The organism is Streptomyces sp. NPDC086549 (assembly GCF_044746205.1).
Taxonomy (GTDB): Bacteria; Actinomycetota; Actinomycetes; order Streptomycetales; family Streptomycetaceae; genus Streptomyces.
The window spans coordinates 348,720-370,619 of record NZ_JBIVBS010000007.1 but is presented as its reverse complement, the minus strand read 5'-3'; the positions used below and the strand labels follow the sequence as shown (position 1 = coordinate 370,619).

24 protein-coding genes and 1 tRNA gene are annotated in these 21,900 nt (G+C 71.4%); 19 read left to right on the top strand and 6 right to left on the bottom strand.

The window, feature by feature from the left end; all coding sequences use genetic code 11:
* Positions 1-17: 17 nt before the first annotated feature.
* The 3 genes from ACIPSA_RS24265 to ACIPSA_RS24255 form a co-directional block, all read right to left on the bottom strand.
* A complete protein-coding gene (locus ACIPSA_RS24265; protein WP_402638138.1) occupies positions 18-1,832 on the bottom strand; it encodes a copper resistance protein CopC in 1,815 nt (604 codons plus the stop codon).
* Positions 1,833-2,053: 221 nt separating this feature from the next.
* On the bottom strand, positions 2,054-2,671 hold the full coding sequence (locus ACIPSA_RS24260; protein ID WP_402638063.1) for a GNAT family N-acetyltransferase: 618 nt from the start codon (positions 2,669-2,671) through the stop codon (positions 2,054-2,056).
* Positions 2,664-4,814 (bottom strand): penicillin acylase family protein, encoded by a 2,151-nt coding sequence (locus ACIPSA_RS24255; RefSeq protein ID WP_402638062.1) that lies wholly within the window; start codon positions 4,812-4,814, stop codon positions 2,664-2,666. The genes ACIPSA_RS24260 and ACIPSA_RS24255 overlap by 8 nt, the downstream gene beginning before the upstream one ends.
* 79 nt (positions 4,815-4,893) lie before the next feature.
* On the opposite strand from ACIPSA_RS24255, the gene ACIPSA_RS24250 reads away from it, so the two are divergent.
* The 4 genes from ACIPSA_RS24250 (at position 4,894) to ACIPSA_RS24235 (ending at position 7,375) form a co-directional block, all read left to right on the top strand.
* Positions 4,894-5,616 carry a siderophore-interacting protein gene (locus ACIPSA_RS24250; RefSeq protein ID WP_402638061.1) on the top strand — a complete coding sequence of 241 codons (723 nt, stop codon included), beginning with the start codon at positions 4,894-4,896 and terminating at the stop codon, positions 5,614-5,616.
* A gap of 24 nt (positions 5,617-5,640) precedes the next feature.
* Positions 5,641-6,234 (top strand): HhH-GPD-type base excision DNA repair protein, encoded by a 594-nt coding sequence (locus ACIPSA_RS24245; RefSeq protein WP_402638060.1) that lies wholly within the window; start codon positions 5,641-5,643, stop codon positions 6,232-6,234.
* A 76-nt stretch (positions 6,235-6,310) separates the two neighbouring features.
* Positions 6,311-6,979, top strand: a complete 669-nt coding sequence (locus ACIPSA_RS24240) for an HdeD family acid-resistance protein (protein ID WP_402638059.1) — start codon at positions 6,311-6,313, stop codon at positions 6,977-6,979.
* Positions 6,980-7,057: 78 nt separating this feature from the next.
* The gene (locus tag ACIPSA_RS24235) at positions 7,058-7,375 is read left to right on the top strand and encodes a hypothetical protein (RefSeq protein ID WP_402638058.1); all 318 of its coding nucleotides are present in this window, start codon (positions 7,058-7,060) and stop codon (positions 7,373-7,375) included.
* A gap of 202 nt (positions 7,376-7,577) precedes the next feature.
* On the opposite strand, the gene ACIPSA_RS24230 is transcribed toward ACIPSA_RS24235, so the two are convergent.
* Positions 7,578-9,239: a helicase HerA-like domain-containing protein gene (locus tag ACIPSA_RS24230; protein ID WP_402638057.1), complete on the bottom strand. Its 1,662-nt coding sequence runs from the start codon at positions 9,237-9,239 to the stop codon at positions 7,578-7,580.
* A gap of 118 nt (positions 9,240-9,357) precedes the next feature.
* Between ACIPSA_RS24230 and ACIPSA_RS24225 the strand changes: the two genes are divergently transcribed.
* Entirely contained in the window at positions 9,358-9,654 is a 297-nt protein-coding gene (locus ACIPSA_RS24225; RefSeq protein WP_003999914.1) for a type II toxin-antitoxin system VapB family antitoxin, read from the top strand.
* Positions 9,655-9,842: 188 nt separating this feature from the next.
* Entirely contained in the window at positions 9,843-10,484 is a 642-nt protein-coding gene (locus ACIPSA_RS24220; RefSeq protein ID WP_402638056.1) for a LytR C-terminal domain-containing protein, read from the top strand.
* A 67-nt stretch (positions 10,485-10,551) separates the two neighbouring features.
* Here ACIPSA_RS24220 and upp read toward each other — a convergent pair whose 3' ends face one another.
* The gene (gene upp / locus ACIPSA_RS24215) at positions 10,552-11,187 is read right to left on the bottom strand and encodes a uracil phosphoribosyltransferase (RefSeq protein ID WP_402638055.1); all 636 of its coding nucleotides are present in this window, start codon (positions 11,185-11,187) and stop codon (positions 10,552-10,554) included.
* Between the two features lie 96 nt (positions 11,188-11,283).
* Between upp and ACIPSA_RS24210 the strand changes: the two genes are divergently transcribed.
* The 9 genes from ACIPSA_RS24210 to ACIPSA_RS24170 all read left to right on the top strand — a co-directional run bounded on the left by ACIPSA_RS24210 (position 11,284) and on the right by ACIPSA_RS24170 (position 16,688).
* Entirely contained in the window at positions 11,284-11,496 is a 213-nt protein-coding gene (locus tag ACIPSA_RS24210; protein ID WP_402638054.1) for a hypothetical protein, read from the top strand.
* 357 nt (positions 11,497-11,853) lie between these two features.
* Complete coding sequence (locus tag ACIPSA_RS24205; RefSeq protein WP_402638137.1) at positions 11,854-12,384, top strand: hypothetical protein; 531 nt, start codon at positions 11,854-11,856, stop codon at positions 12,382-12,384.
* 56 nt (positions 12,385-12,440) lie between these two features.
* Positions 12,441-12,872, top strand: coding sequence for a tRNA adenosine(34) deaminase TadA (gene tadA, locus ACIPSA_RS24200; protein ID WP_235459596.1), 432 nt, complete (start codon positions 12,441-12,443; stop codon positions 12,870-12,872).
* A gap of 45 nt (positions 12,873-12,917) precedes the next feature.
* Positions 12,918-13,002: transfer RNA gene (locus tag ACIPSA_RS24195), tRNA-Ser, on the top strand.
* 122 nt (positions 13,003-13,124) lie between these two features.
* A complete protein-coding gene (locus tag ACIPSA_RS24190; protein WP_402638053.1) occupies positions 13,125-13,304 on the top strand; it encodes a hypothetical protein in 180 nt (59 codons plus the stop codon).
* A gap of 33 nt (positions 13,305-13,337) precedes the next feature.
* Positions 13,338-13,631 (top strand): Dabb family protein, encoded by a 294-nt coding sequence (locus ACIPSA_RS24185; protein WP_402638052.1) that lies wholly within the window; start codon positions 13,338-13,340, stop codon positions 13,629-13,631.
* Positions 13,632-13,819: 188 nt separating this feature from the next.
* A complete protein-coding gene (locus ACIPSA_RS24180) occupies positions 13,820-14,665 on the top strand; it encodes an RNA polymerase sigma factor SigF (RefSeq protein WP_402638051.1) in 846 nt (281 codons plus the stop codon).
* A 267-nt stretch (positions 14,666-14,932) separates the two neighbouring features.
* Positions 14,933-15,862, top strand: coding sequence for an RNA polymerase sigma factor SigF (locus ACIPSA_RS24175; RefSeq protein ID WP_402638050.1), 930 nt, complete (start codon positions 14,933-14,935; stop codon positions 15,860-15,862).
* A gap of 277 nt (positions 15,863-16,139) precedes the next feature.
* Entirely contained in the window at positions 16,140-16,688 is a 549-nt protein-coding gene (locus ACIPSA_RS24170; RefSeq protein ID WP_402638049.1) for a hypothetical protein, read from the top strand.
* 96 nt (positions 16,689-16,784) lie between these two features.
* On the opposite strand, the gene ACIPSA_RS24165 is transcribed toward ACIPSA_RS24170, so the two are convergent.
* On the bottom strand, positions 16,785-16,982 hold the full coding sequence (locus ACIPSA_RS24165; protein ID WP_402638048.1) for a hypothetical protein: 198 nt from the start codon (positions 16,980-16,982) through the stop codon (positions 16,785-16,787).
* Between the two features lie 205 nt (positions 16,983-17,187).
* Between ACIPSA_RS24165 and ACIPSA_RS24160 the strand changes: the two genes are divergently transcribed.
* The 4 genes from ACIPSA_RS24160 (at position 17,188) to ACIPSA_RS24145 (ending at position 21,763) form a co-directional block, all read left to right on the top strand.
* The gene (locus ACIPSA_RS24160; RefSeq protein ID WP_402638047.1) at positions 17,188-17,706 is read left to right on the top strand and encodes a MarR family winged helix-turn-helix transcriptional regulator; all 519 of its coding nucleotides are present in this window, start codon (positions 17,188-17,190) and stop codon (positions 17,704-17,706) included.
* A gap of 21 nt (positions 17,707-17,727) precedes the next feature.
* A complete protein-coding gene (locus tag ACIPSA_RS24155; protein ID WP_402638046.1) occupies positions 17,728-20,292 on the top strand; it encodes an MFS transporter in 2,565 nt (854 codons plus the stop codon).
* Between the two features lie 111 nt (positions 20,293-20,403).
* Positions 20,404-21,225, top strand: coding sequence for a YceI family protein (locus ACIPSA_RS24150; protein ID WP_402638045.1), 822 nt, complete (start codon positions 20,404-20,406; stop codon positions 21,223-21,225).
* A gap of 67 nt (positions 21,226-21,292) precedes the next feature.
* Positions 21,293-21,763, top strand: a complete 471-nt coding sequence (locus ACIPSA_RS24145) for a PPOX class F420-dependent oxidoreductase (protein WP_402638044.1) — start codon at positions 21,293-21,295, stop codon at positions 21,761-21,763.
* Positions 21,764-21,900: the final 137 nt, after the last annotated feature.

Here is a 21,900-nt window from a genome sequence, read left to right as displayed (position 1 = left end):
CGGTCGCCGCGCTGCCGCTACCGGACGATCCGCACCGGCTTGGACACCGTCACCTGGTCCACGTCCGACACCCGCACCGTCACCCTCATCGTCCAAGTGCCGGGGATGGGCAGGTTGAGGGACTCGGTTCCCCAGTAGCCGCCCTTGTCGGTGACCTTGGCCTCGATCGGGCCGATCTTCTGGGCGGGCAGGGTGAAGGCGATCCGGAGTTCGGGGACGGCGGCCAGGCCGCCGTCGGGGCCGTAGATCACGGCCTCCACGGAGCTCTGGCCCACCCTGCCGGGGTCGAGGGTGATCTGCACCTTCCCGCCGTGGTTGCCGACCCGGAACGGGACCATGGTGACGGAGGCCGTCGGCAGACCGGGCGCCGTCGCCGCCGACTCGGACGCCTCGGCCGCCGCGCGGCCCGGCAGGGTGCTCGTCAGGGTGGTCGTGATCCCCAGCACCACGACGGCGACCGCCACTTCGGCGAGCACGGAGCGACGCAGGCCACGGCGGTACGGGTCCGGATCGGCGGGCGGACCCTCCGGTGCGGGCACGGACGACGACTCCGGTACGGACACCGGCGACGACTCCGGTACGGACACCGGCGACAGCTCCGGTACGGACACGGGCGGCGACTCCGGTGCCGACCCCCCGACCGGTTCCGGCACCCGCTCCCGCACGGCCTCCGGCACCCTCGCCGTCACCAGCCGTGCCGTCCACCGCCGTGACCGTCCCGCCGCCGCCAGCAGCAGCGACACCGCGCCGAGCTTGACGATCAGGAGGCGGCCGTACGGCGTGTCGGTGAGCGCGTTCCAGGAACCCAGGCCGCGCCAAGACTGGTAGACGCCGGTGACGGCCAGGACGGTCACGGAGGCGAAGGCGAGGCGGGAGAAGCGGCCGGCGACGAGCGGCGGAACGGGCTCGGCGGCGCGGTACAGCGTCGTGAGCAGCGCGGTGAGGCCGCCCAGCCAGACGGCCATCGCAAGGAGGTGCAGAACGGACGAGGTCATCGCGAGCGGCACCTGGATGCCCGCCGAGGCGTGCTCGGCGGCGGCCCAGGTCAGGGCCAGGCCGACGGAGAGGACGGCCCCGGCCGCGAGGGCCGGGCGGGACCGGCGGCGCAGGCGCGGCAGCAGGGCACCCGCGACCAGCAGCAGCGCCAGGCGGGCCAGCAGGGCCAGCCCCGGGCGGCCGGTCGCCGCGCGCCCCAGGGCGGAGAGGTCGAAGGCCGTCGCCGGGCCCGTGCCCTCCTCGTAGGGGGCGCGGAGCACCAGCAGGACCACGGTGGCGCCGAGCAGCGTCCACCAGCCGGCCAGGACGGGCCGCCGGAGCGGGCCGGAGTCCGGCGGGCGGCAGACGGCCAGGAACACGAGCGTGCCGATGAGGAGGGCCGCCGCGGCGTACGCGGCGTAGCGCGCGATGTTGCAGAGGGCCGCGGTGGCGGGGTCCTCGGTGGCTCCGGCGGTCACGACGGCGGTGGTCGGGGAGGGCTTGCCCACGGAGAAGGTGAAGGCGCCGGAGACCGGGTGGCTGTCCGCCGAGACCACCCGCCAGGCCACGGTGAAGGTGCCGGTGCCGAGCTTGCCGGGCAGGGTGATCCGGGCGGAGTCGGAACTGCCGGGAGCGTGCTCGGGTTCGCCGGTGCGGACCTGGTGGTTGCTCGGGTCGTACACCCGGAAGGAGTCGTCGAGCAGGGCGACGGACTCGGTGAAGGTCAGGGTGATGTGCTCGGGAGCGGACTTGAGGACGCTTCCGTCAGCAGGGTCGGTGGAGCGGAGGGCGGCGTGGGCCGAGGCTGTGCCGGCTCCGCCGAGGACGAGCAGGACCAGCATGGCGCCCAGCAGCACCAGCCCTTGAACTCGCCGGGTTCCCCTGCGGAATCCACCGTTCCAGAAGACACCGCTCCAGGAGACACCGCCACGCCCTTCGCCCACGTCACCGCTCCGTCTTCGGACTCGTGCTCTCGGATACGTACGGACGAACCGTCCGCCGCGCTCACCAGGTGGGCGGCGCGGACGCCCCGCCGTCCGTTACCAGGGGGCGGCCTCGGGGAAGCGCGACCAGGTCGTCAGGAGGCGCCCGGGAAGGCTACCTCCCGGGTGAGGAAGGCCAGTCGGGCGTGCTTCTCCGGCAGGTGCACGTCCGGGATGTCGATCTCCGGCAGGACGACCACCGGGCCCTTCTCGAAGCCCTGCCGCAGGAACCGGGCGATCGCCTTCTCGTTGCGCACGTCCGGGTCGACCACGATCCGGCGCCGGTCCAGGCCGAGCAGGACGTACGAGGCGAACGCGGTCACCAGCGCCGCCGTCCAGCCCGCTCGCGCTCCGCCCCGCCCGGCGGGCGCGAGGAGCAGATGGATGCCGATGTCGCCGGGCCGGACCTCGTAGCACTCGCTCACCCGGTCGGCCTCCGGCTCGTAGGTCTGCAGGAGCGCGACCGGTTCGCCGTCCTTGACGGCCAGGAAGGCGTGATGGGTGTCGAGCGTGTCCATGTGGGCGTAGATCTCCCGGACCTGCTCGCGGGTGAGGCCGTTCATGCCCCAGAACGCGGCCCGTTCCTCGCCGACCCAGGCGTGCAGGACACCGGCGTCCGCCTCCGGGTCGAGGGGCAGGATGCGGATGGTCCCGAAGCCGTCGACCAGCTGTTCGTGGACGGCCTCGCGGGCGGGGGCGTACGGCTCAGACATCGGTCTCCTTCTCCAGACGGTCCCAGTCGGTGACGACGGGGACGAGCTCTCCCCCGAGCCACAGGGGGAGTTGGTCGCGGTGGTGCGGTGAGCCGGGGACCCCTGACGCGCCGAAGGGCACCACCCAGGCGCTGTCCTCGCGGCGGGCCAGGTCCCAGACGTAGCGGGCGGCGGGGCCGCGGGCGGCGAGGTCGGTGAGGCCGGGCACGGCGGAGGTGCACAGCACGCAGTCGTGGTCGCCGGACAGAGCGGGTTCGGCCGGCGGGGCGTACGGCGTCCCGGTCAGTGCCCGCCAGGGGGCGAGCCGGTGGGTGTCCCCCCAGGTGCCGGCCGGCTTGCCCGCGGCGGTCTCCTCGACGGCGGCACGGACGGCGGCCTGCCGGTCGATGCCGTACAGCTCCCGCGCCGTCAGCAGGTGTTCGAGGGCGAAGCCGATCCGCGGGGTGAGGGCGAGCCAGGGGAGCAGGACCTCCGGGTAGGCGGGCGGCTCGGTCAGCGCGGCGAACGCCGGGTGCGCGGCGAGCCGGCGTACGACGGCGCCGCGCACCGCCGCGAACGCCGCCGCGTCCGCGCTGTCCGCGTCCATCCGGCGGTCCCAGGCCAGGAGGCGGTCCCTGAGCCGTGCGGCCTCGGGGGTGAGGTCGTCGAGGGCGGCCAGGCGGTCCAGCAGGGGCGCGGCGGAGGCGAGGTGGGTGTCGGTGTGGATCGCGGGCATGCCGGCGGCTGACCAGGTGCGGCGCTCGCCGAGGAGGGCGCGGATGCGGTCGGCGCGGTGCGGTGGCGCGAACTCGACGCCGAGGGGGGAGGCCGGGCCGCGCTGGTTCGCCATCACGGCGATGCCGTCGGTGAGTCCGGCGCGGGGCATCTCGTGCCAGCCGGTCCACTCGTACCCGGGTTCCCAGGCGGGCACCAGCCGGGTCCGGTTGGCCTCCGCCCGCACCGGGACCCGTCCGGCGACGCGGTGCAGCAGACCGCCCTCGGTGTCGGCGGCCTGGACGACGTTGACCGGCTCGGCCCAGTCGTCGAGGGCCCGGTCGACGTCGGTGACGCGGCGGGCGCGCAGCAGGGGGAGGAGGGCGCCGAAGCCGAGGTCTTCGGTGACCCGGGGCGGGTGGCGGAGGGCGAGGGCGGTGGGGATGCCGAGGTCATCTCTGTACGGGTCATCGCTGTACAGGTCATCTCTGTGCGGCTCACTGCTGTACGGGTCACCGCCGTCCAGGCCCTCCGGTCCTCCGGCGATCACCGGCCCCCGTTCCGTCTCGATCACCTCGATCTCGACCGGTGCGTCCCCGGCGACCTCCACGGTCTCCGTGTACCGGACGGCGCGCCGCCAGCTGCCGTCGGGACCGAGGGCCTCCACCCCGGCGCCGGTGCGGCGCAGCCGTTCCCGATACAGGTCCTGGTAGTCCGCCATGGCGTTGGTGATGGCCCAGGCGACCGTGCCGGTGTGGCCGAAGTGGGCGATGCCGGGGACACCGGGGACGGCGAGGCCGACGACGTCGAACTCGGGGCAGGCGAGGCGGATCTGCTGGTAGACGCCGGGGTCCTCGATGAAGCGGTGCGGGTCCCCCGCAATGACGGCCCGTGCGGTGACCGTGCGCCCGCCGCTCACCAGCCAGCCGTTGCTGCCGGAGGTGCCGGGGCCGTCGGTGGCGAACAGGGCGACGGCGTCCGGCCCGAGGTGCCGCACGACCTGCTCCCGCCACAACTTGGCCGGGAAGCCCGCGAAGAGGATGTGGGTGCCGAGCCAGACGCCGAGCGGGGTCCAGGGCTCCCAGCGGCCCGGGGCGAGACCGGCCTCGGCGAACTCGGGGCTGCGCCGGGCGCCGTCGGCCAGACGCTCGTTGACGCCGTCGACGTACGCCCGTACCCAGTCCGCGGTCTCCGGGTCCCGGCTCTCCAGGGCCGCGAAGCAGCGTCGGGCCGTGTCGTCCAGGCGGGCGCGGCGCGCGAACACGTCCCAGGGCAGGGCCGGGGTGCCGAGGAAGGACGCCGAGGTGCCCTGCGACCGGTGCCGCTCGACCTCCAGTTGCCAGGCCCGGTCGAGGGCGGTGACCCGGCCCTGGGCGCGGGCGAGTTCGCGTGCGCTGCCGGCACGCAGGTGCGGAATGCCCCAGGCGTCGCGGCAGATCTCGGTGGTCACCGTGTGACCCCCCTTTACTTTAGGTTAGCCTTGCCTAAGTTATCCGTGCTGAGGATCGTACGCGAGGGGTGGACACGTCATGGGCCAGGGGCGGGGCTGGGAAGGCGCGGTCCTCAAGTTGCTGCGCGCCAAGGACTTCCTCCTCACCGTCACCGAAGCCGAGGACGTCACCCCGCACTACCGCAGACTGCGCGTGACCGACGGAGGCCTGCTCGCGGCGGCCGGCGTCCACCCGACCATGTGGGTCCGGCTGTGGTTCACCGCCACGGACCGGCCGCACCAGCGGGCGTACACCCTGGTCGCCCCGGACCCCGCGAACGGCACCTTCGGCCTGGAGTTCGCGCTCCACGAGGGGCGCGCCAGTGACTGGGCCCGCTCGGCGAAGCCCGGTGACACCATCGAGGCGACCGTCCAGGGCACCGGCTTCGAACGCCCCGCCCCCGAGCCCTCGCACCTCCTCGCGATCGGCGACCCGGCCTCGCTGCCCGCGGTCAACTCCCTCCTCGGCGCGCTTGGTTCCGCCCCCGCGACCATCTGGTTCGAGGGCACCCTGGACGGCCTCCCCTGCCACGCCGACCCGGCCCGGCACGAGATACGGCAGGTGCCGCGCCGCGACTCCGGCGCGCACCTCGTCGAGCGGGTGCGCGCGGAGCTGCCCGAGCTGCTGCGGGGCACCCCGGACCCGTACGTGTGGATCGCCTGCGACACGCGGACGACGCGCACGCTCTCGTCGTACGTCCGCAAGGACCTCGGCCTTCCCAGGGACCGGCTGCACGCGCTGGGCTACTGGCGCGCGTCCTGATCCCGTTCGCGGGATCATCGAGCCATGGACGTCACCCTGCACCTCGCCCAGGACCCCGAGGCCGACGCGCTCCTCGGCCGCAGTCCGCTCGCCGCTCTGACCGGGATGCTGCTGGACCAGCAGGTCCCGATGGAGTGGGCGTTCAAGGGCCCGGCGACCATCGCGCAGCGCCTCGGCACCGACGACCTGGACGCGCACGAGATCGCGGCGCAGGACCCGGAGGCGTTCGCCGCCCTGCTCTCGGAGAAGCCCGCCGTGCACCGCTACCCGGGGTCGATGGCCAAGCGCGTCCAGCAGTTGTGCCAGTACCTCGTCGAGCACTACGACGGCGACCCCGAAGCCATCTGGCGGGACGTCGACAGCGGGCAGGAACTGCTGAAACGGCTTCAGGACCTGCCCGGGTTCGGCAAGCAGAAGGCACAGATCTTCCTCGCGCTGCTCGGCAAGCAGCTGGGCGTCCGGCCCACGGGCTGGCGGGAGGCCGCGGGCCCGTACGGCGAGCCGAAGTCCTTCCGGTCCGTCGCCGACATCACCGGACCCGAGTCGCTGGCCAAGGTGCGGGCGCACAAGCAGGAGACGAAGGCGGCGGCCAAGGCGGCGAAGGCCACGGGCAAGTAGCGCCACGGGCGCGTGGCGTCAGCCGGGTGGCCCGCCCGAAGTGGCGGGCTCTCCGGTCCCGGCCAAAGCATGGAGCATGACCGAGCCACCGAGCAGCGGCTCCCCCGAGGGCCGGGAGTACGACGACCGCAAGGTCCACTCCACGCACACCCCGCGCGGCCACCACGAGCCCGAGCCGCCCTTCGAAGGCCCCCTGCACGCCCTGGCGCAAGCGGCCTGGCAGGTCGTCCTGCTCACCGGGATCGCCTCCCTGGTCCTGGGCGTCCTGGTGCTGATCTGGCCGGGCCCCTCCCTGCTCGTCGCCGGCGTCCTGTTCGGCATCTACCTCCTCGTCAGCGGCGTGCTCCAGCTGGCCTCCGCCTTCGGCACGCACAAGTCGACGGGGCTGCGGGTGCTGGCGTTCATCAGCGGCGCGCTGTCGATCCTGCTGGGCCTGTTCTGCTTCCGCGGCGCCATGGAGTCGATCCTGCTGCTGGCCCTGTGGATCGGCATCGGCTGGCTGATCCGCGGGATCACCGTGACCATGGCCGCCGCCTCCGACAGCGGCATGCCCGCCCGGGGCTGGCAGATCTTCCTCGGGATCGTCACGTTCCTCGCCGGAGTCGTGCTGATCGTCTCGCCGTTCGAGTCGATCGCGGTGCTCACCCTGGTCGCCGGCATCTGGCTGATCGCGGTCGGCATCGTCGAGATCATCACCTCGATCCGGGTCCGCAGCCACGCCGAGCTGGTTCCGCGCGCGCTGTGACGGCCGTCCGTACGCCGTACGAGCGAATCTCCGGCGCGTCGCGTTGAACGGAGCGCACCCGATGGGGAGATGACCTCCATGAGCACCACGCGACGCCCCCGGCGCGGCCGCACCTGGCCGCGGGTGCTCGTCCTGCTGCTCGTCCTGCTGGTACCGGGCACCCGCGCCGAGCTGCACGCGGCACCGGTCGTCTCCGCCGACGTCGTCGACCACGACACCCTCGACACGGCTCTGCGGCCGCCGTCCCGCACCGCCCCTCGTCCCGCCGTACCCGGACGCCCCGCGTCCTCCCTCCCCGACCCGGCGCCCGCCGCCTTGGCGGTCGGTCCGCCGTACGCCGCGCCGCAGCCGCCGTACGCCCTGCACACCCTGCGCTCCGTGGTCCTGCGCTGCTGACAGACCCCGCACGAGGTCAGTCGGTTCGACGCAAGAAACGCAAGGAACGCAAGGAGCACAGTCATGCCCACAGACCCGTACGCGGTCCTGCGCGCCCTGCTGCGCGCGGAGGCCGTCCGCAGTGCGGCCAAGTCCAAGCCGGAACCCCGGCGGGAACAGCCCCCGAAGGAACAGGAACGCTGATCGACGCGGCGGGGGCGGGCTACCGTCTCCGCCGCGCCGTCCCGAAGACCGACCGGGTGATCTCGCGTCCGATCTGCGTTCCGATCGAACGGGCGAGGGCCTTGAACACGGGGCTGCCGACGACCTGTTCGACGACCGACGGCTGCTGCCGCCCGGCCCTCGGCTCGGCCCGCATCTCGTCGGGCCCCTTGGCCCCGCGCAGCTCGTCCGGCCCCTTGCCGCCGCGCATCTCGTCGGGCCCTTTGGCCCCGCGCACCTCGTCGGGTCCCTTGGCCCCGCGCTCGGCCGCCGTCAGCTTCTCGTACGCCGACTCGCGGTCCACAGCCTGTGCATAACGTTCGTGGAGCGGGGACGACCGTACCGCCCGCTCCAGCACGGCCGCGTCGACCGGGCCCATCAGGGACCGCGGCGCGCGCAACCGGGTCGCGGCGACCGGGGTGGGTGCGCCCTTCTCGCTCAGGACCGTGACGACCGCCTCGCCGGTGCCGAGGCCGGTGAGGAGCTCCTCCAGGTCGTACGCCGAGTCGGGGAAGGTCTTCACCGCGGCCCTCAGGGCCTTCTGATCATCGGGGGTGAAGGCACGCAGGGCGTGCTGGACGCGGTTGCCGAGCTGGGCGAGGACCTCGGACGGCACGTCCTTCGGGGTCTGCGTGACGAAGAACACGCCCACCCCTTTCGAGCGAATGAGGCGCACGGTCCGCGTGATCGAGTCGAGGAACACCGTGGAGGCGCCGTCGAACAGCAGGTGCGCCTCGTCGAAGAAGAAGACCAGCTTGGGCTTGTCGACGTCGCCGACCTCGGGAAGGTCGTGGAAGAGGTCGGCCAGCAGCCACATCAGGAACGTCGAGAAGAGCAGCGGCCTGTCCTGCACGGCGGGGAGTTCCAGGACGGAGACGATGCCCCGCCCGTCCGGTGCCGTGCGCAGGAACTCGCCCGTGTCGAACTCCGGCTCCCCGAAGAAGCCGGCCATGCCCTGCGCCTCGAAGGTGGTGAGGGCGCGCAGGATCACCCCGGCCGTGGCGGTGGACAGGCCGCCGGTGCTCTTCAGTTCCGTCCTGCCCTCGTCCGAGGTCAGGAACGCGACGACCGCCCTGAGGTCCTTGAGGTCGACGAGTTCCAGGCCCTTGGTGTCGGCGTAGTGGAAGATCAGGCCCAGTGACTGCTCCTGGGTCCGGTTGAGCCCGAGCACCTTGGACAGCAGCACCGGGCCGAAGCTGGTCATCGTGGCCCGCAGCGGGATGCCGTGGCCGATGCCGCCCAGGGCGAAGAACTCGGCGGGGAAGCCGGCCGGGGTCCACTGCTGGTGGACGTCCGCCGCGCGGCTCCGGACCCGCTCGTCCGGCTGCCCGGGTGCCGAGATTCCGGACAGGTCGCCCTTCATGTCCGCCATGAAGACCGGCACACCCTGCGCCGAGAGCTGCTCGGCGATCAGCTGGAGCGTCTTGGTCTTGCCGGTGCCGGTGGCGCCCGCGACCAGGCCGTGGCGGCTGAGCATGGAGAGGGGGATGCGGATCTGCGCGTCGGGGAGGCACCGCCCGTCCCAGACGAGGGCGCCCAGATCCAGCGCCGGACCGGCGAAGGCGTAGCCGGAGGCGATCTTCAGGGCCTCCCCGGGGAGGGCGGGAGCGCTGCCCGGTGTCTCGGGAGCGGTGGCGGCAGGCACGGTCTCGCTGTCACTCATCTCAGACCCCTGTTCCGGACCCCTGTTCCCGTTTTGCCCTGCTTTACTGCGTCTTTTCCAGCGTCGCACTCGCTCGCCATGGCTGCGCCCGGAACGTCTCGACCGGTAGGCTTTCCGTGTGATCTTCAAGCGCATCGGAAACGGCCGGCCGTACCCCGACCACGGCCGGGAGAGCACCCGGCAGTGGGCGGACGTCGCGCCGCGCCCGGTCCGCCTCGATCAGCTCGTGACGACCAAGGGGCAGCTCGACCTGGAGACCCTCCTCGCCGAGGACTCGACGTTCTACGGCGACCTCTTCGCGCACGTCGTGAAGTGGCAGGGCGACCTGTATCTGGAGGACGGCCTCCACCGCGCGGTCCGCGCGGCCCTGCAGCAGCGGCAGGTGCTGCACGCGCGCGTGCTGGAGCTGGACTGACCCCCTTCGGGCACACCCCTTCGGGCACACCCCTTCGGGCACACCCCTTCGGGCACACCCCTCGGGCAGGCCTATCGGGACGCCCTTCGGACACGCCCAGGTAACAGGTTGCCCCTTTCGGGTTCTCCCGGGCGGCGTTGAATGATCATCTAGTAGGAATCGCCGCCGCGGCACACTACGCTGCGCCCATGAGCATGCTGACTCCCCCCGGCATGGGCGGCCAGTACCGGATCACGGGGGACAAGTACCCGCGCATGCGCCCTCCCCGGCGGCGCGGCAGGCTCGCTTTCGGGCTGGTGGCATCCGCCGCCGTGCTCGGCCTGATCGGCTGGGGAACCCTGCAGCTCATCGATGTCTTCACCGGTGGCGGCAAGAAGGCCTCGGCGGCCGGCTCCAAGGCCGACTGCACGACCAAGGCGAGCCCCTCGCCCTCCCCCGTGGCGGCACTGCCCGAGCCGCGCAGCATCACCGTCAACGTCTACAACGCCACGCCCCGCAGCGGCCTCGCCAAGGACACCGCGGACGAGCTGAAGAAGCGCGGCTTCAAGATCGGTGACGTGGGCAACGCGTCGAAGGAGTTCGACAAGAAGATCAAGGGCACCGGGATACTCCTCGGCCCCACCTCTTCCCTCGGCACCTCGCTGCCCGTCCTCGCCACCCAGTTGACCACCGCCGAACGCCGCACCGACGTCGCCCGTAAGGGCGCCGCCCTCGACCTCGTCCTCGGCGACGGCTTCAAGGCGCTGACGAAGAAGGCGGACGCCGACCGGGCACTGGCCAAGCTGACCACGCCCGTCACGACGTCCGCCGCCTCGAAGAAGACCTGCTGAGAGGTCGTACGGCCCGAGGAAGCCGTACGACCTGCGGAAGCCGTACGACCCGAGAAAGCCGTACGGCCTACTCGGCCGCCCCGTACAGCCGGTCCCCCGCGTCACCCAGGCCGGGGACGATGTAGCCGTGCTCGTTGAGGTGGTCGTCGACGGCCGCCGTGACGACCGTGACCGGGGTGCCCGCGAGCTCGCGCTCCATGACCGCGACGCCCTCCGGGGCGGCCAGCAGCACTACCGCGGTCACGTCGTCGGCGCCGCGCTTGATCAGCTCCTGGATCGCCGCGACCAGGGTGCCGCCCGTGGCCAGCATGGGGTCCAGGACGTACACCTGGCGGCCGGAGAGGTCCTCCGGCATGCGCGAGGCGTAGGTGGAGGCCTGCAGCGTCTCCTCGTTGCGGATCATGCCCAGGAAGCCCACCTCGGCGGTCGGCAGCAGCCGGACCATGCCGTCCAGCATGCCGAGCCCGGCGCGCAGGATCGGCACCACCAGCGGACGCGGGTGGGAGAGCTTGACGCCGGTGGTGGGGGAGACCGGGGTCTGGACGTCGACGGCCTCGGTGCGTACGTCCCGCGTGGCCTCGTAGGCGAGCAGGGTGACCAGTTCGTCGGCGAGCCGGCGGAAGGTCGCGGAGTCGGTGCGCTGGTCGCGCAGGGTGGTGAGCTTGTGGGCGACCAGGGGGTGGTCGACGACGTGGAGACGCATGTCCATAACAGTAACCGCGCTTCCCCACCCCTCGCTCTGGCATCAAACGGCCCGTCCGGGGGAAAGTCGGAGGGACGGACCTGGGGTGGTGTGCCGATGCCTGACCTGCCTGACCGCGATTCCGGAGCCCCCGGCGAGTCCGGGGCGGGCGTGTCGCCGCCGGAGACGGACGCCGAGCGCCGGCGCCGCCGGGCCCTGTTCCTGCGCGAACTCGCCGAGGCCCGGGAGTTGCGCGACCGCGTCCAGCCGCGGCGCGCCAAGGCGGCCCGGCTGCGGCACGCCATGCGCATGCGGACCTTCCGCTGGTAGGAAACCGGTAGGGAAGACCGGCGGTACCGGCGGGGAAGATCGGCGGTACCCGTGGGAAAGATCGGGAATTGCGGAGGCGTTCCCGGGAAGGCCGTGCGTGGGCGACACGAAAAGCCGCGTACGATCCGCAGGTGGCGGCAACGAGTGCGCTGGTGATTCCTACACGGACGCACGGGTGCCTTCTTTGCATACGTGCGATCAAAACTGCCGGACACAGGGAGCCGAAGACGTCCCCTGAACGCCTTGTTTCTGCCACGATTCCGAGTGGGCGGGGCTCGGAGCACAGCTCTCCCCGCCCAAGAACCTCCGCCGGGGGGACCCCCAACCGGCACGCCTATGACCAGTGGGAGAGTCACGGTGTACTTCGCCGCACTGCTCGCGCGCACCGAAGACGGGTGGGAAGCGAGCGACACAGAGCTCGACGATGTGGAAACCCTGTCGGATCTGGCCGACCTGGCCCGGGAAGCCAATCCCGATGACGACACGGTGCTCGTCCTGATCGAGCAGGAGGACGCCTGGTTCGGCGTCGTCCGCGTGGACGGCGAGGACGACCCTCGCATCTACGTCTCGGACGCCGCCGCCGCTGCCCGCAGTGCGTACGGCGAGCTGCTGCTCACGGACGAACTGCTGGGCCGCGAGCCCGGCTCCGACGGCCCCGACCTGGACTCCCTGGACCTCGACGGCACCGAGGACGGTGAGTCCGAGGAGAACGGCGACGAGGACGGCACCTCCGCCGACGCGGTGCCGCACAGCCCGGTGGGCGACAGCGAGATCCTCGACGACCTGGGCGTGAGCGAGAAGGAACTGCGCGCCCTGGACGCGGAGGACGCGCTGGGCACGATCGCCGAGGCCCTGGGCGCCTCGGAGGTGCTGGAGACCGTCCGCTGACCGCCCCGGAACCGGGCGGGGCAGCGGACCCGGTACGCGACCGCTGGCGCGCCGCGATGCGGCTCGCCCTGGACGAGGCCGAGCAGGCCGTCCGGGGCGGGGACGTCCCCGTCGGCGCCGTCGTGCTGTCCCCGGACGGTACGACGGTGCTCGCGACCGGGCACAACGAGCGCGAGGCCGTCGGCGACCCCACGGCGCACGCCGAGGTGCTGGCCCTGCGCCGGGCCGCCGCCGCGCTCGGCGAGTGGCGGCTGACCGGCTGCACGCTCGTGGTCACCCTGGAGCCCTGCACGATGTGCGCCGGGGCTCTGGTCCAGTCCCGCGTGGACCGGGTCGTCTACGGCGCCCGCGACGAGAAGGCGGGCGCGGCCGGCTCCGTCTGGGACCTCGTACGGGACCGGAGGCTCAACCACCGGCCGGAGGTCATCGAGGGTGTACTGGCCGGAGAGTGCGCGCGGCTGCTCACGGAGTTTTTCCGGGACCGGTGAATACCGATTTCAAACCATGGCCCCCTGTGCTGTAGGGTCTCCCTCGGTAGCGTGTCCGAGCGGCCGAAGGAGCTCGCCTCGAAAGCGAGTGTGGCGCAAGTCACCGAGGGTTCAAATCCCTCCGCTACCGCTGAAGATGGGCCTCGTCGGAAGACGGGGCCCATCGTGCATTCGGCAGAAAAAGAAAGAACGTTACACTCGCCGCCGGCAACAGGGGTCCCTAGAAGCACAACAGTCACAGGGGAGGCTGCGGTGGCGGTGAACGCCAAGAAGATCGCCGTGTACGTGCTCGTGGTCTTCGCGCTGTACGTGATCATCACAGACCCGGCCAAGGCCGCGGACTATGTCCAGATAGGCTTTGAGGGCATTTCGGACGCCGCCAAGGCCATAGGCGACTTCATGACCTGGATCGCCGACGGAGCGAAGAGCTGACGAAGAGCTAGCGAAGAACTGAGGGGAAGACCCATGATCCGCCACCTGGTCCTGTTCAGGCTCAACGAGGGCGTCGAGCGCGACGACCCGAGGGTCGTGGCGGGAGACGCGGCCTTCCGGGCCCTCGGCGACCGGATCGAGGAGCTGCGGTTCTGGGAGTGCGGCTGGAACATCAGCGACCGTCCCATCGCATACGACTTCGCGATCAACTCGGCGGTCGAGGACGCGGACGCCCTCAAGCGCTACCTGGAGCACCCGGCACACCAGGCGGGCGTCGCACTGTGGCGGGAGTTCGCCACGTGGGTGATCGCCGACTACGAATTCTGAGCCGTACGCCTCTTTCCGAGCCGTACGCCCACTGGCCCTCCGCCGGAACAGCGGGGGGCTTTTGTGCGCCCTGTGCCCCAACTTGCCTTCAACACGGCGTTATGCGGTGCTTGCACACAGTGCACATGTCTTGTGATGCTATGACCGCTTTTGACGGATGATTGACCGATGAAGAGGTGGCGTAGACCGTGTCGGCCAGTACTGCGCCGCCCCAGGAAGAGGCGCCCACCCCCGCACCCGCCCCCGCACCCGCACCAGCCCCCGAGAAGCGCCGCGGCGCCGACACGCGCGCCCTCACCCAGGTGCTCTTCGCACAGCTCAAGGGGCTCCAGCCGGGCACTCCGGAGCACAACCGGGTGCGTGGGGCGCTCATCGAGGCCAACCTCCCGCTCGTACGCTACGCGGCCGCCCGGTTTCGCTCCCGCAACGAACCCATGGAGGACGTGGTCCAGGTCGGCACGATCGGTCTCATCAACGCCATCGACCGCTTCGACCCGGACCGGGGCGTGCAGTTCCCGACCTTCGCCATGCCGACGGTGGTGGGCGAGATCAAGCGGTACTTCCGGGACAACGTCCGCACGGTCCACGTACCGCGCCGGCTGCACGAGCTGTGGGTCCAGGTCAACAGCGCGACGGAGGACCTGACGACCGCCTTCGGACGCTCCCCCACGACCGCCGAGATCGCCGAACGGCTGCGCATCGGCGAGGACGAGGTGCTGTCCTGCATCGAGGCCGGACGCTCGTACCACGCGACGTCCCTGGAGGCCGCCCAGGAGGGCGACGGACTGCCGGGCCTCCTGGACCGCATCGGCTACGAGGACCCGGCCCTGGACGGCGTGGAACACCGCGACCTGGTCCGCCACCTCCTGGTCCAACTCCCCGAACGCGAACAGAGAATCCTTCTGCTCCGCTACTACAGCAATCTCACCCAGTCACAGATCAGCGCGGAACTCGGCGTGTCCCAGATGCACGTCTCACGGCTACTCGCGCGTAGCTTCCAGCGGCTGCGTTCGGCGAACCGGATCGACGCATAACCGCAAAAAGGATCGAGCCATCACCGGCGCGAGCGAATCGCTCACCAGGGCGGTTCCCGACAGTTGTGCGTCGAAAAACCGTCAGACCCCCTCTTTCCAGGGCCGATTCGTAACTCACATGTCGACATGTCACTACAGCGTGTTGCCGACATGTGACATTCTGCGGGAAGCGCGTTTGCCGTGGCTCCGGCTCCGGTATTCAGGTGAAGGCTGCGTTCCTCGAAAGAGATCGCCGCCACGACCGTCCCGCGACCCAAAGGGGGTGGCATGTCCGCAGAACAGGGCAGCTCGAAGGTGCTCACGCCCACGATGAGCGAGGCAGCGCCCAAGGAACTCGACGCTATCGACGTGCTCGACGACGTCACGGCCCTCGAGGCCCCTCCGGCCCCGGAGCTCCCGGCCGCCGAAGATGTCCAGGCCCTGCCGGCCACGGCGAACATCGACACCCGCACCCTGTCCCGCTCCCTGTTCCTGCGGCTCGCCGCACTCGACGAGAACAGCCCCGAGCGTGCCTACGTCCGGGACACCCTGATCGAGCTCAACCTCCCGCTCGTCCGCTACGCGGCGGCCCGCTTCCGCAGCCGCAACGAGCCGATGGAGGACATCGTCCAGGTCGGCACCATCGGCCTCATCAAGGCGATCGACCGCTTCGACTGCGAACGCGGCGTGGAGTTCCCGACGTTCGCGATGCCGACGGTCGTGGGCGAGATCAAGCGCTTCTTCCGCGACACGTCGTGGTCGGTGCGCGTCCCGCGCCGCCTCCAGGAGCTGCGCCTGGCCCTCACCAAGGCCAGCGACGAGCTCTCCCAGAAGCTGGACCGCTCGCCGACGGTCACCGAACTGGCCGCCGTCCTGGGCGTGTCCGAGGAGGACGTGGTCGACGGCCTGGCGGTCGGCAACGCCTACACGGCCTCCTCCCTGGACTCCCCGGCCCCCGAGGACGACGGCGGCGAGGGCTCCCTCGCGGACCGCCTGGGCTACGAGGACACCGCCCTGGAGGGCGTCGAGTACCGCGAGTCCCTGAAGCCGCTGCTGGCCAAACTCCCGCCGCGCGAACGCCGGATCATCATGCTCCGCTTCTTCGCCAACATGACCCAGTCCCAGATCGGCGAGGAGGTCGGCATCTCCCAGATGCACGTCTCCCGGCTCCTGACCCGAACCCTGGCCCAGCTGCGCGAGGGCCTCATCTCGGACTGACCCGCACCACCGTCACATGCGGAAGCTCCGCACAGAGCTTCCTCTTTGACGAAGTGTCAGCCACCATGGCGCGATGCTTCGGACGACATGGGCGACATGGGCAACATGGACGACATGGACGAGTGGCCGCCGAGGCGCCGTTACGGCAGCGTCGGCGGCCGTCGTCTGTCTGGGCGTTGTCACGGCGGCCTGCGGAAGCGGTGCCGGTGGCGGCGGTTACGTCGCGGTCGGCCCGGCCGGGACCGCGCCTCAGGCACGGCTCACTCCGACCGGGAAGGTGACACTGACACCGCTCGGCGGCACCGGTGATGCCGGTGGCACTGGTGGCGCCGGCGCCAACTCGCCTGGCGCCCCGCGGACTTCCGAATCCGCTGTACCCGAGTCCTCCGCCTCCGTCGGCGGCCCCGACTCCCCGAGCCCGGCCGGCAAGCCCGCCGATCACGGCGGCACGCCCGGTCGGCCGGCCTCCACCGGACCGGTGCCCACGGCGCCGGCGCCCACGCGCACAGCCCCTCCGGCCCCCGCGGCTCTCACCTGGGAGGCCCCCGCACGCGAGGCCACGGACAAGCGCTGGTGCGAGAAGGTGACGGTCGCCTTCCACAACTCCGGGGGAACCGCGGTCCGTTCGGGCACGGTGACCTTCGGCACCCACATCATCGGCGCCCTCGGCATCGACTGGGCGACGATCGAGTCGACGGAGGACCTCCCGGCGCCGATCGGGGCCGACGCGGGCATGACGAAGACCTGGACGGTGTGCGTCGACGCATGGAGGGTGCCGCTGGGCATGCACATCGAGACGCGGGACGTGACCGTCCAGTGGAAATAGGACCTGTCCGGCGGATCAGGTCCTGGTCCGGTGGAACCGGCGGTGCCGTTCCGAACCGGCGGTGCCGTTCGGAACCGGCGGTGCCGCGCGTCCGGACTACATGAGCGCCAGCCAGGCCACCGCCGCCACGACCGCCACCGCGGCGATGACGCCGATGATCAGCCCGACGCGGGGTCCCGCCGGAGCGGACGCCTGCTGCCTGCCCCCCTGGGGGGCCTCGTCCACGAACGCGCGGAACATCTGGGTGCTGCCTGCGGGGTCGTAGTTGCCCTGGGGGCCCTGGGTGTTAGCCATGGCCCGAGACACTAGCGAATCCAGGGATCCGGCCCAAGTGGGGGTCCGCCCACCCACACCCGCCCATCTGCCCCATCCCCACCTGCGTATTTACGTTCGCGATACTTGCCTTTGCCAAGTTTTTGCGCCACCAGCCCCCAACTTATTTGCCTGCAGCAACCAAGCAGATCTAAGGTTGCCCCAAGCAACGAATTCGGGAGGTGCGATGGCGGAGCAGACGCAGTTCGAGGAGCTGGCGCGTCAGCTCAGCGCCTTCGGAGCGGTCAAACGGGACCTGGGGCGGATCCTTCCGCACGACTGCCCGGCCGGTTCCACTGCTGTGCTGACGCTGCTCGGCCGCTACGGAGACATGCGCATGAGCAAGCTCGCCGAGCTGCTCTCCGTGGACATGTCCGTGACCAGCCGGCATGTCGCGCACGTCGCGGAGCGCGGCTGGATCGAACGGTCCCCCGACCCCGCGGACAAGCGCTCGCGCATCCTGCGCCTCACCCCCGCCGGACAGGCCATGCTCGGCGAACTCTCCCGGCGCAGCACCGAGCTGCTGGCCGAGCGGATGAGCGACTGGGCCGACGACGAGGTCGACCAGCTGATCCGGCTCATGGCCCGGCTCAGGGAGAGCTTCGGCGACTGCCGCACCGGACACGGACACGGACCCGCGCGGCCCGACACCGCGACCGCCGTATCACCCGTAATCGCGACAACGACCACCCGTACACCCGCATAAGCACGTAAGAGAAGGAAGCTCATGGCAACGACCACACCGGCCGGTGTGCGGGCCCACGCCAAGCACGGGGGAGGCGCCGAGCACGCGCACGCCCCGATGACGCACAGGCAGATCATGGAGGCCCTCTCCGGACTGCTGCTCGGCATGTTCGCCGCCATCCTGTCCTCCACCATCGTCTCCAACGCCCTGCCCGCGATCATCAAGGACCTCGGCGGCGGCCAGAGCGCCTACACGTGGGTCGTCACCGGCGCGCTGCTGTCGCTGACCGCCTCGACCCCCCTCTGGGGCAAGCTCGCCGACCTGGTCAGCAAGAAGACGCTGGTCCAGATAGCCCTGGTCATCTACATCGCGGGCTCTGTCGTCGCCGGTCTCGCGCAGAACCCGGGCATGCTCATCGGCGCCCGCGTCATTCAGGGCCTCGGCGCCGGTGGTCTGACCGCGCTGGCCCAGATCATCATGGCCGCCATGATCTCCCCGCGTGAGCGGGGCCGGTACAGCGGCTACCTGGGCGCCACCTTCGCCGTCGCCACCGTGGGCGGGCCGCTCGTCGGCGGTGTCATCACCGACACCGACTGGCTCGGCTGGCGCTGGTGCCTGTACGTCGGCGTGCCCTTCGCCCTGATCGCCCTGTTCGTGCTGCAGAAGACGCTGCACCTCCCGGAGACCAAGCGCAAGGTCAAGGTCGACTGGGCCGGTGCCTTCTTCATCACCGCCGCCGTCAGCCTGCTGCTGGTCTGGGTCACCTTCGCGGACGACAAGTACGACTGGCTGTCCTGGCAGACCTACACGATGGTCGGCGGCGCGCTCGCCCTCACCCTGATCTTCCTCTTCATCGAGACGAAGGCCACCGAGCCGATCATCCCGCTGCGGCTGTTCAAGAACCGCACGATCACGCTGGCCTCGGTCGCCTCCCTCTTCGTCGGTATCGCGATGTTCACCGGCACGGTCTTCTTCAGCCAGTACTTCCAGCTGGCGCGGGACAAGTCCCCGACGATGTCGGGCGTCATGACGATCCCCATGATCGCCGGTCTGTTCGTGTCGTCGACCGTCTCCGGCCAGGTCATCACCAAGACCGGCAAGTGGAAGGCCTGGCTGGTCACCGGCGGTGTGCTGCTGACGGCCGGTCTCGGCCTGCTCGGCACCATGCGGTACGACACCGACTACTGGAAGATCGCCATCTTCATGGCGGTGATGGGCCTCGGCATCGGCATGATGATGCAGAACCTGGTCCTGTCCACCCAGAACCAGGTCGCCCCGCACGAACTCGGCGCCGCCAGCTCGGTCGTCACCTTCTTCCGGTCCCTCGGCGGTGCGGTGGGCGTCTCGGCGCTCGGCTCCGTGATGACGACCCGGATCACCCACTACGCCAAGGACACGATCGGCGAGCTGCGCCCCAAGGAGCAGCTGGCGGCCGCCAAGGCGTCTGGCAGCGGCCAGCTGCCCGACATGGACGCCCTGCCCAAGCACATCCGCACCTGGCTGGAGAGCGCGTACGGGCACGGCATCGCCGACGTCTTCCTGTACGTCGCGCCGATCGCCTTCCTCGCCTTCCTGGTCACCCTGTTCATCAAGGAGGTCCCGCTGCGGACCACGGGCGCACTGGCCCAGGCCGCGCAGGCGAAGGTCGCGGAGACCGCCGAGATCGCCGCGACCGCTGAGATCGCTCAGACCGCTGAGACCGCGATCATGGCCGCGCAGGAACCCACCGCCGAGAAGGTCCCGAGCTGGGCCGCCCCGGCCGTGAGCACGGAGGACGGCACCGCGGTCGCCGCCGACGACCAGTTCACCGCCGTCGCCACGGTGCCCGCCCCCCGGCCCGCATCCGGCGGCACCCCGGTCCACGGCTTCGTCCGCGGCGCCGAGAGTGCCCCGGTCGCCCAGGCCGCGGTCACCCTGATCTCCCTCTCCGGCCGCCAGCTGGGCCGCTCGGTCGCCCAGGCCGACGGTTCCTACACGCTGGACGCACCGGGCACGGGCTCGTACGTCCTGATCGCCTCCGCCGACGGCTACCAGCCGCAGGCCTCCACGATCGTCGTGGCCGACGACCCGGTGTCGTACGACATCCTGCTCAGCGGCACCAGCGGGCTGAGCGGTGTGGTCCGGGGCTCCGGCAGCGCGCTGCCGGTCAAGGACGCGATGGTGATCGTCACCGATGTCCGCGGAGACCTGCTGGCCGCCGGGACCACCGGTGAGCAGGGCGAGTTCGGCTTCGCCGAGCTGGTCCCGGGCGTGGTGACCGTCGCGGTGAACGCGGCCGGGTTCCGGCCCCGCGCCCTGCCGGTCGAGATCGGCACCACCGGTGTCACCCGGATCGAGGTCGACCTGGACGCCGGCGCCCAGCTCCAGGGCGTCGTACGGGCCCCGCACGGCCCGCTGGCCGACGCCCGCGTGACCCTCGTGGACGCGGCCGGCAACGTGGTCGGCACGGCCACCACCGGGACGGACGGGGCGTACGCCTTCGCCGACCTGGACGGCGGCGAGTACACCGTCATCGCGACGGGCTACCCGCCGGTGGCCACGGCCCTGACGGTGAACGGCACCGGAGTCGACGGCCACGACATCGTGCTCGCCCACCCCGGCGAGTAGTCACAAACCCCGGCCCGTGGCGGGCGAGCCCACAAGGAGGCGTCCGCCACGGGCCGGTTTCATGCCGCGCAATTTATCTGGCTTTTCAACGCTTTCCAGGGAGAAAACGGGATGGCACTGACGGCGAGGATCCACACCCGGGACGGATGGGCCGTGTCGCACGCGGTCGTCACGGTGACCGACGCGACGGGCACCCAGGTGCTGCGCGCCGAGGCCGACCCGGAGGGGGCCGTACGGGACACGACCGCCCTCGTCCCCGGGGCGTACACGGTGATCGTCACGGCCGTCGGATACGCCCCCGCCGCCGCCAGCGCGATCGTCACCGCGAGCGGACGGGCCGAAGTCGGCACGGTGACGCTGGCCCGGCACGGTGGCGCCGAGCTGCCCCCGCCCGGCCCGTGGACCATCGACCCGGCGCACTCCACGGTGGGCGCCGTCGCACAGCACCTGGGGATCTCCAGCGTGCACGGCCGGTTCACGGAGTTCGCGGGCACGGTCGAGATCGCGGCGGACGACGTCACCAGGTCGCGCGTCCAGGCCGTCATCCGCGCGGCCTCCATCGATACCGGCAACGGCATGCGCGACACCCACCTGCGCTCCGCCGACTTCCTGGACGTCGAACGGCACCCCGAGATCACCTACCGCTCGACGGGCGTGACGGCGGCCGGCGGCGACCGCTGGACGGTCCGGGGCGAGCTGGCGATGCACGGTGTCGTCCGCCCCGTCGACCTGGACCTGGCCTACCTCGGCACCGGCTCCGACCCGTGGGGCGGCACCCGCGCCGCCTTCCGCGCCACGGCGGAGCTGCGCCGCGAGGACTTCGCCATGAACTACAACCAGATCGTCCAGGCCGGCATCGCCGCCATCGGTACGACGCTGAAGGTGGAGCTGGACATCCAGGCGGTCCAGGGAGCCTCGCTGCCGCAGGCGTAGTCACCGCCACGAACGTAGGCCCAGCAGGGTCAGCCGGACCCGGGCCCGCTGCCCCTAGGCTGCCGCCATGGCACCGAACATCGCGACCAACACCACCGTCGCCCTCGACGAGTTGCTGGACTTCGTACGCCCCCGCCACCGCGCCGTCCTGCTCACCCGGCGGGCCGACGGCGGCCCCCAGGGATCGCCGCTGACCTGCGGGGTCGACGACTCGGGGCGGATCGTGGCCTCCACCTACCCGGAGCGCGCCAAGACGCGGAACGCCAAGCGGGACCCGCGGGTCAGCCTGATCGTCCTGAGCGACGACTGGAACGGGCCGTGGGTCCAGATCGACGGAACGGCGGAGGTCATCGACGCCCCCGACTCCGTCGAACCGCTCGTGGAGTACTACCGCAACATCGCCGGCGAGCACCCGGACTGGGACGAGTACCGGGAGGCGATGATCAAGCAGGGCAAGTCGATCATCCGGGTGACCCCGGACCGATGGGGGCCGGTCGCCACGGGCGGGTTCCCGGCGCGGCTGGCGTCCGGGGAGTAACGGAGACACGGAGAAGGGCGGTGGCCGTAGCCACCGCCCTTCTCTTCCCCGCCCACCCTCAACGGGCCGCGGCCGCCCTCACCAGCTGGTCTTATGCGTGAGGTCGTTGAATGTTGCCCAACCCACCGTAACCATCA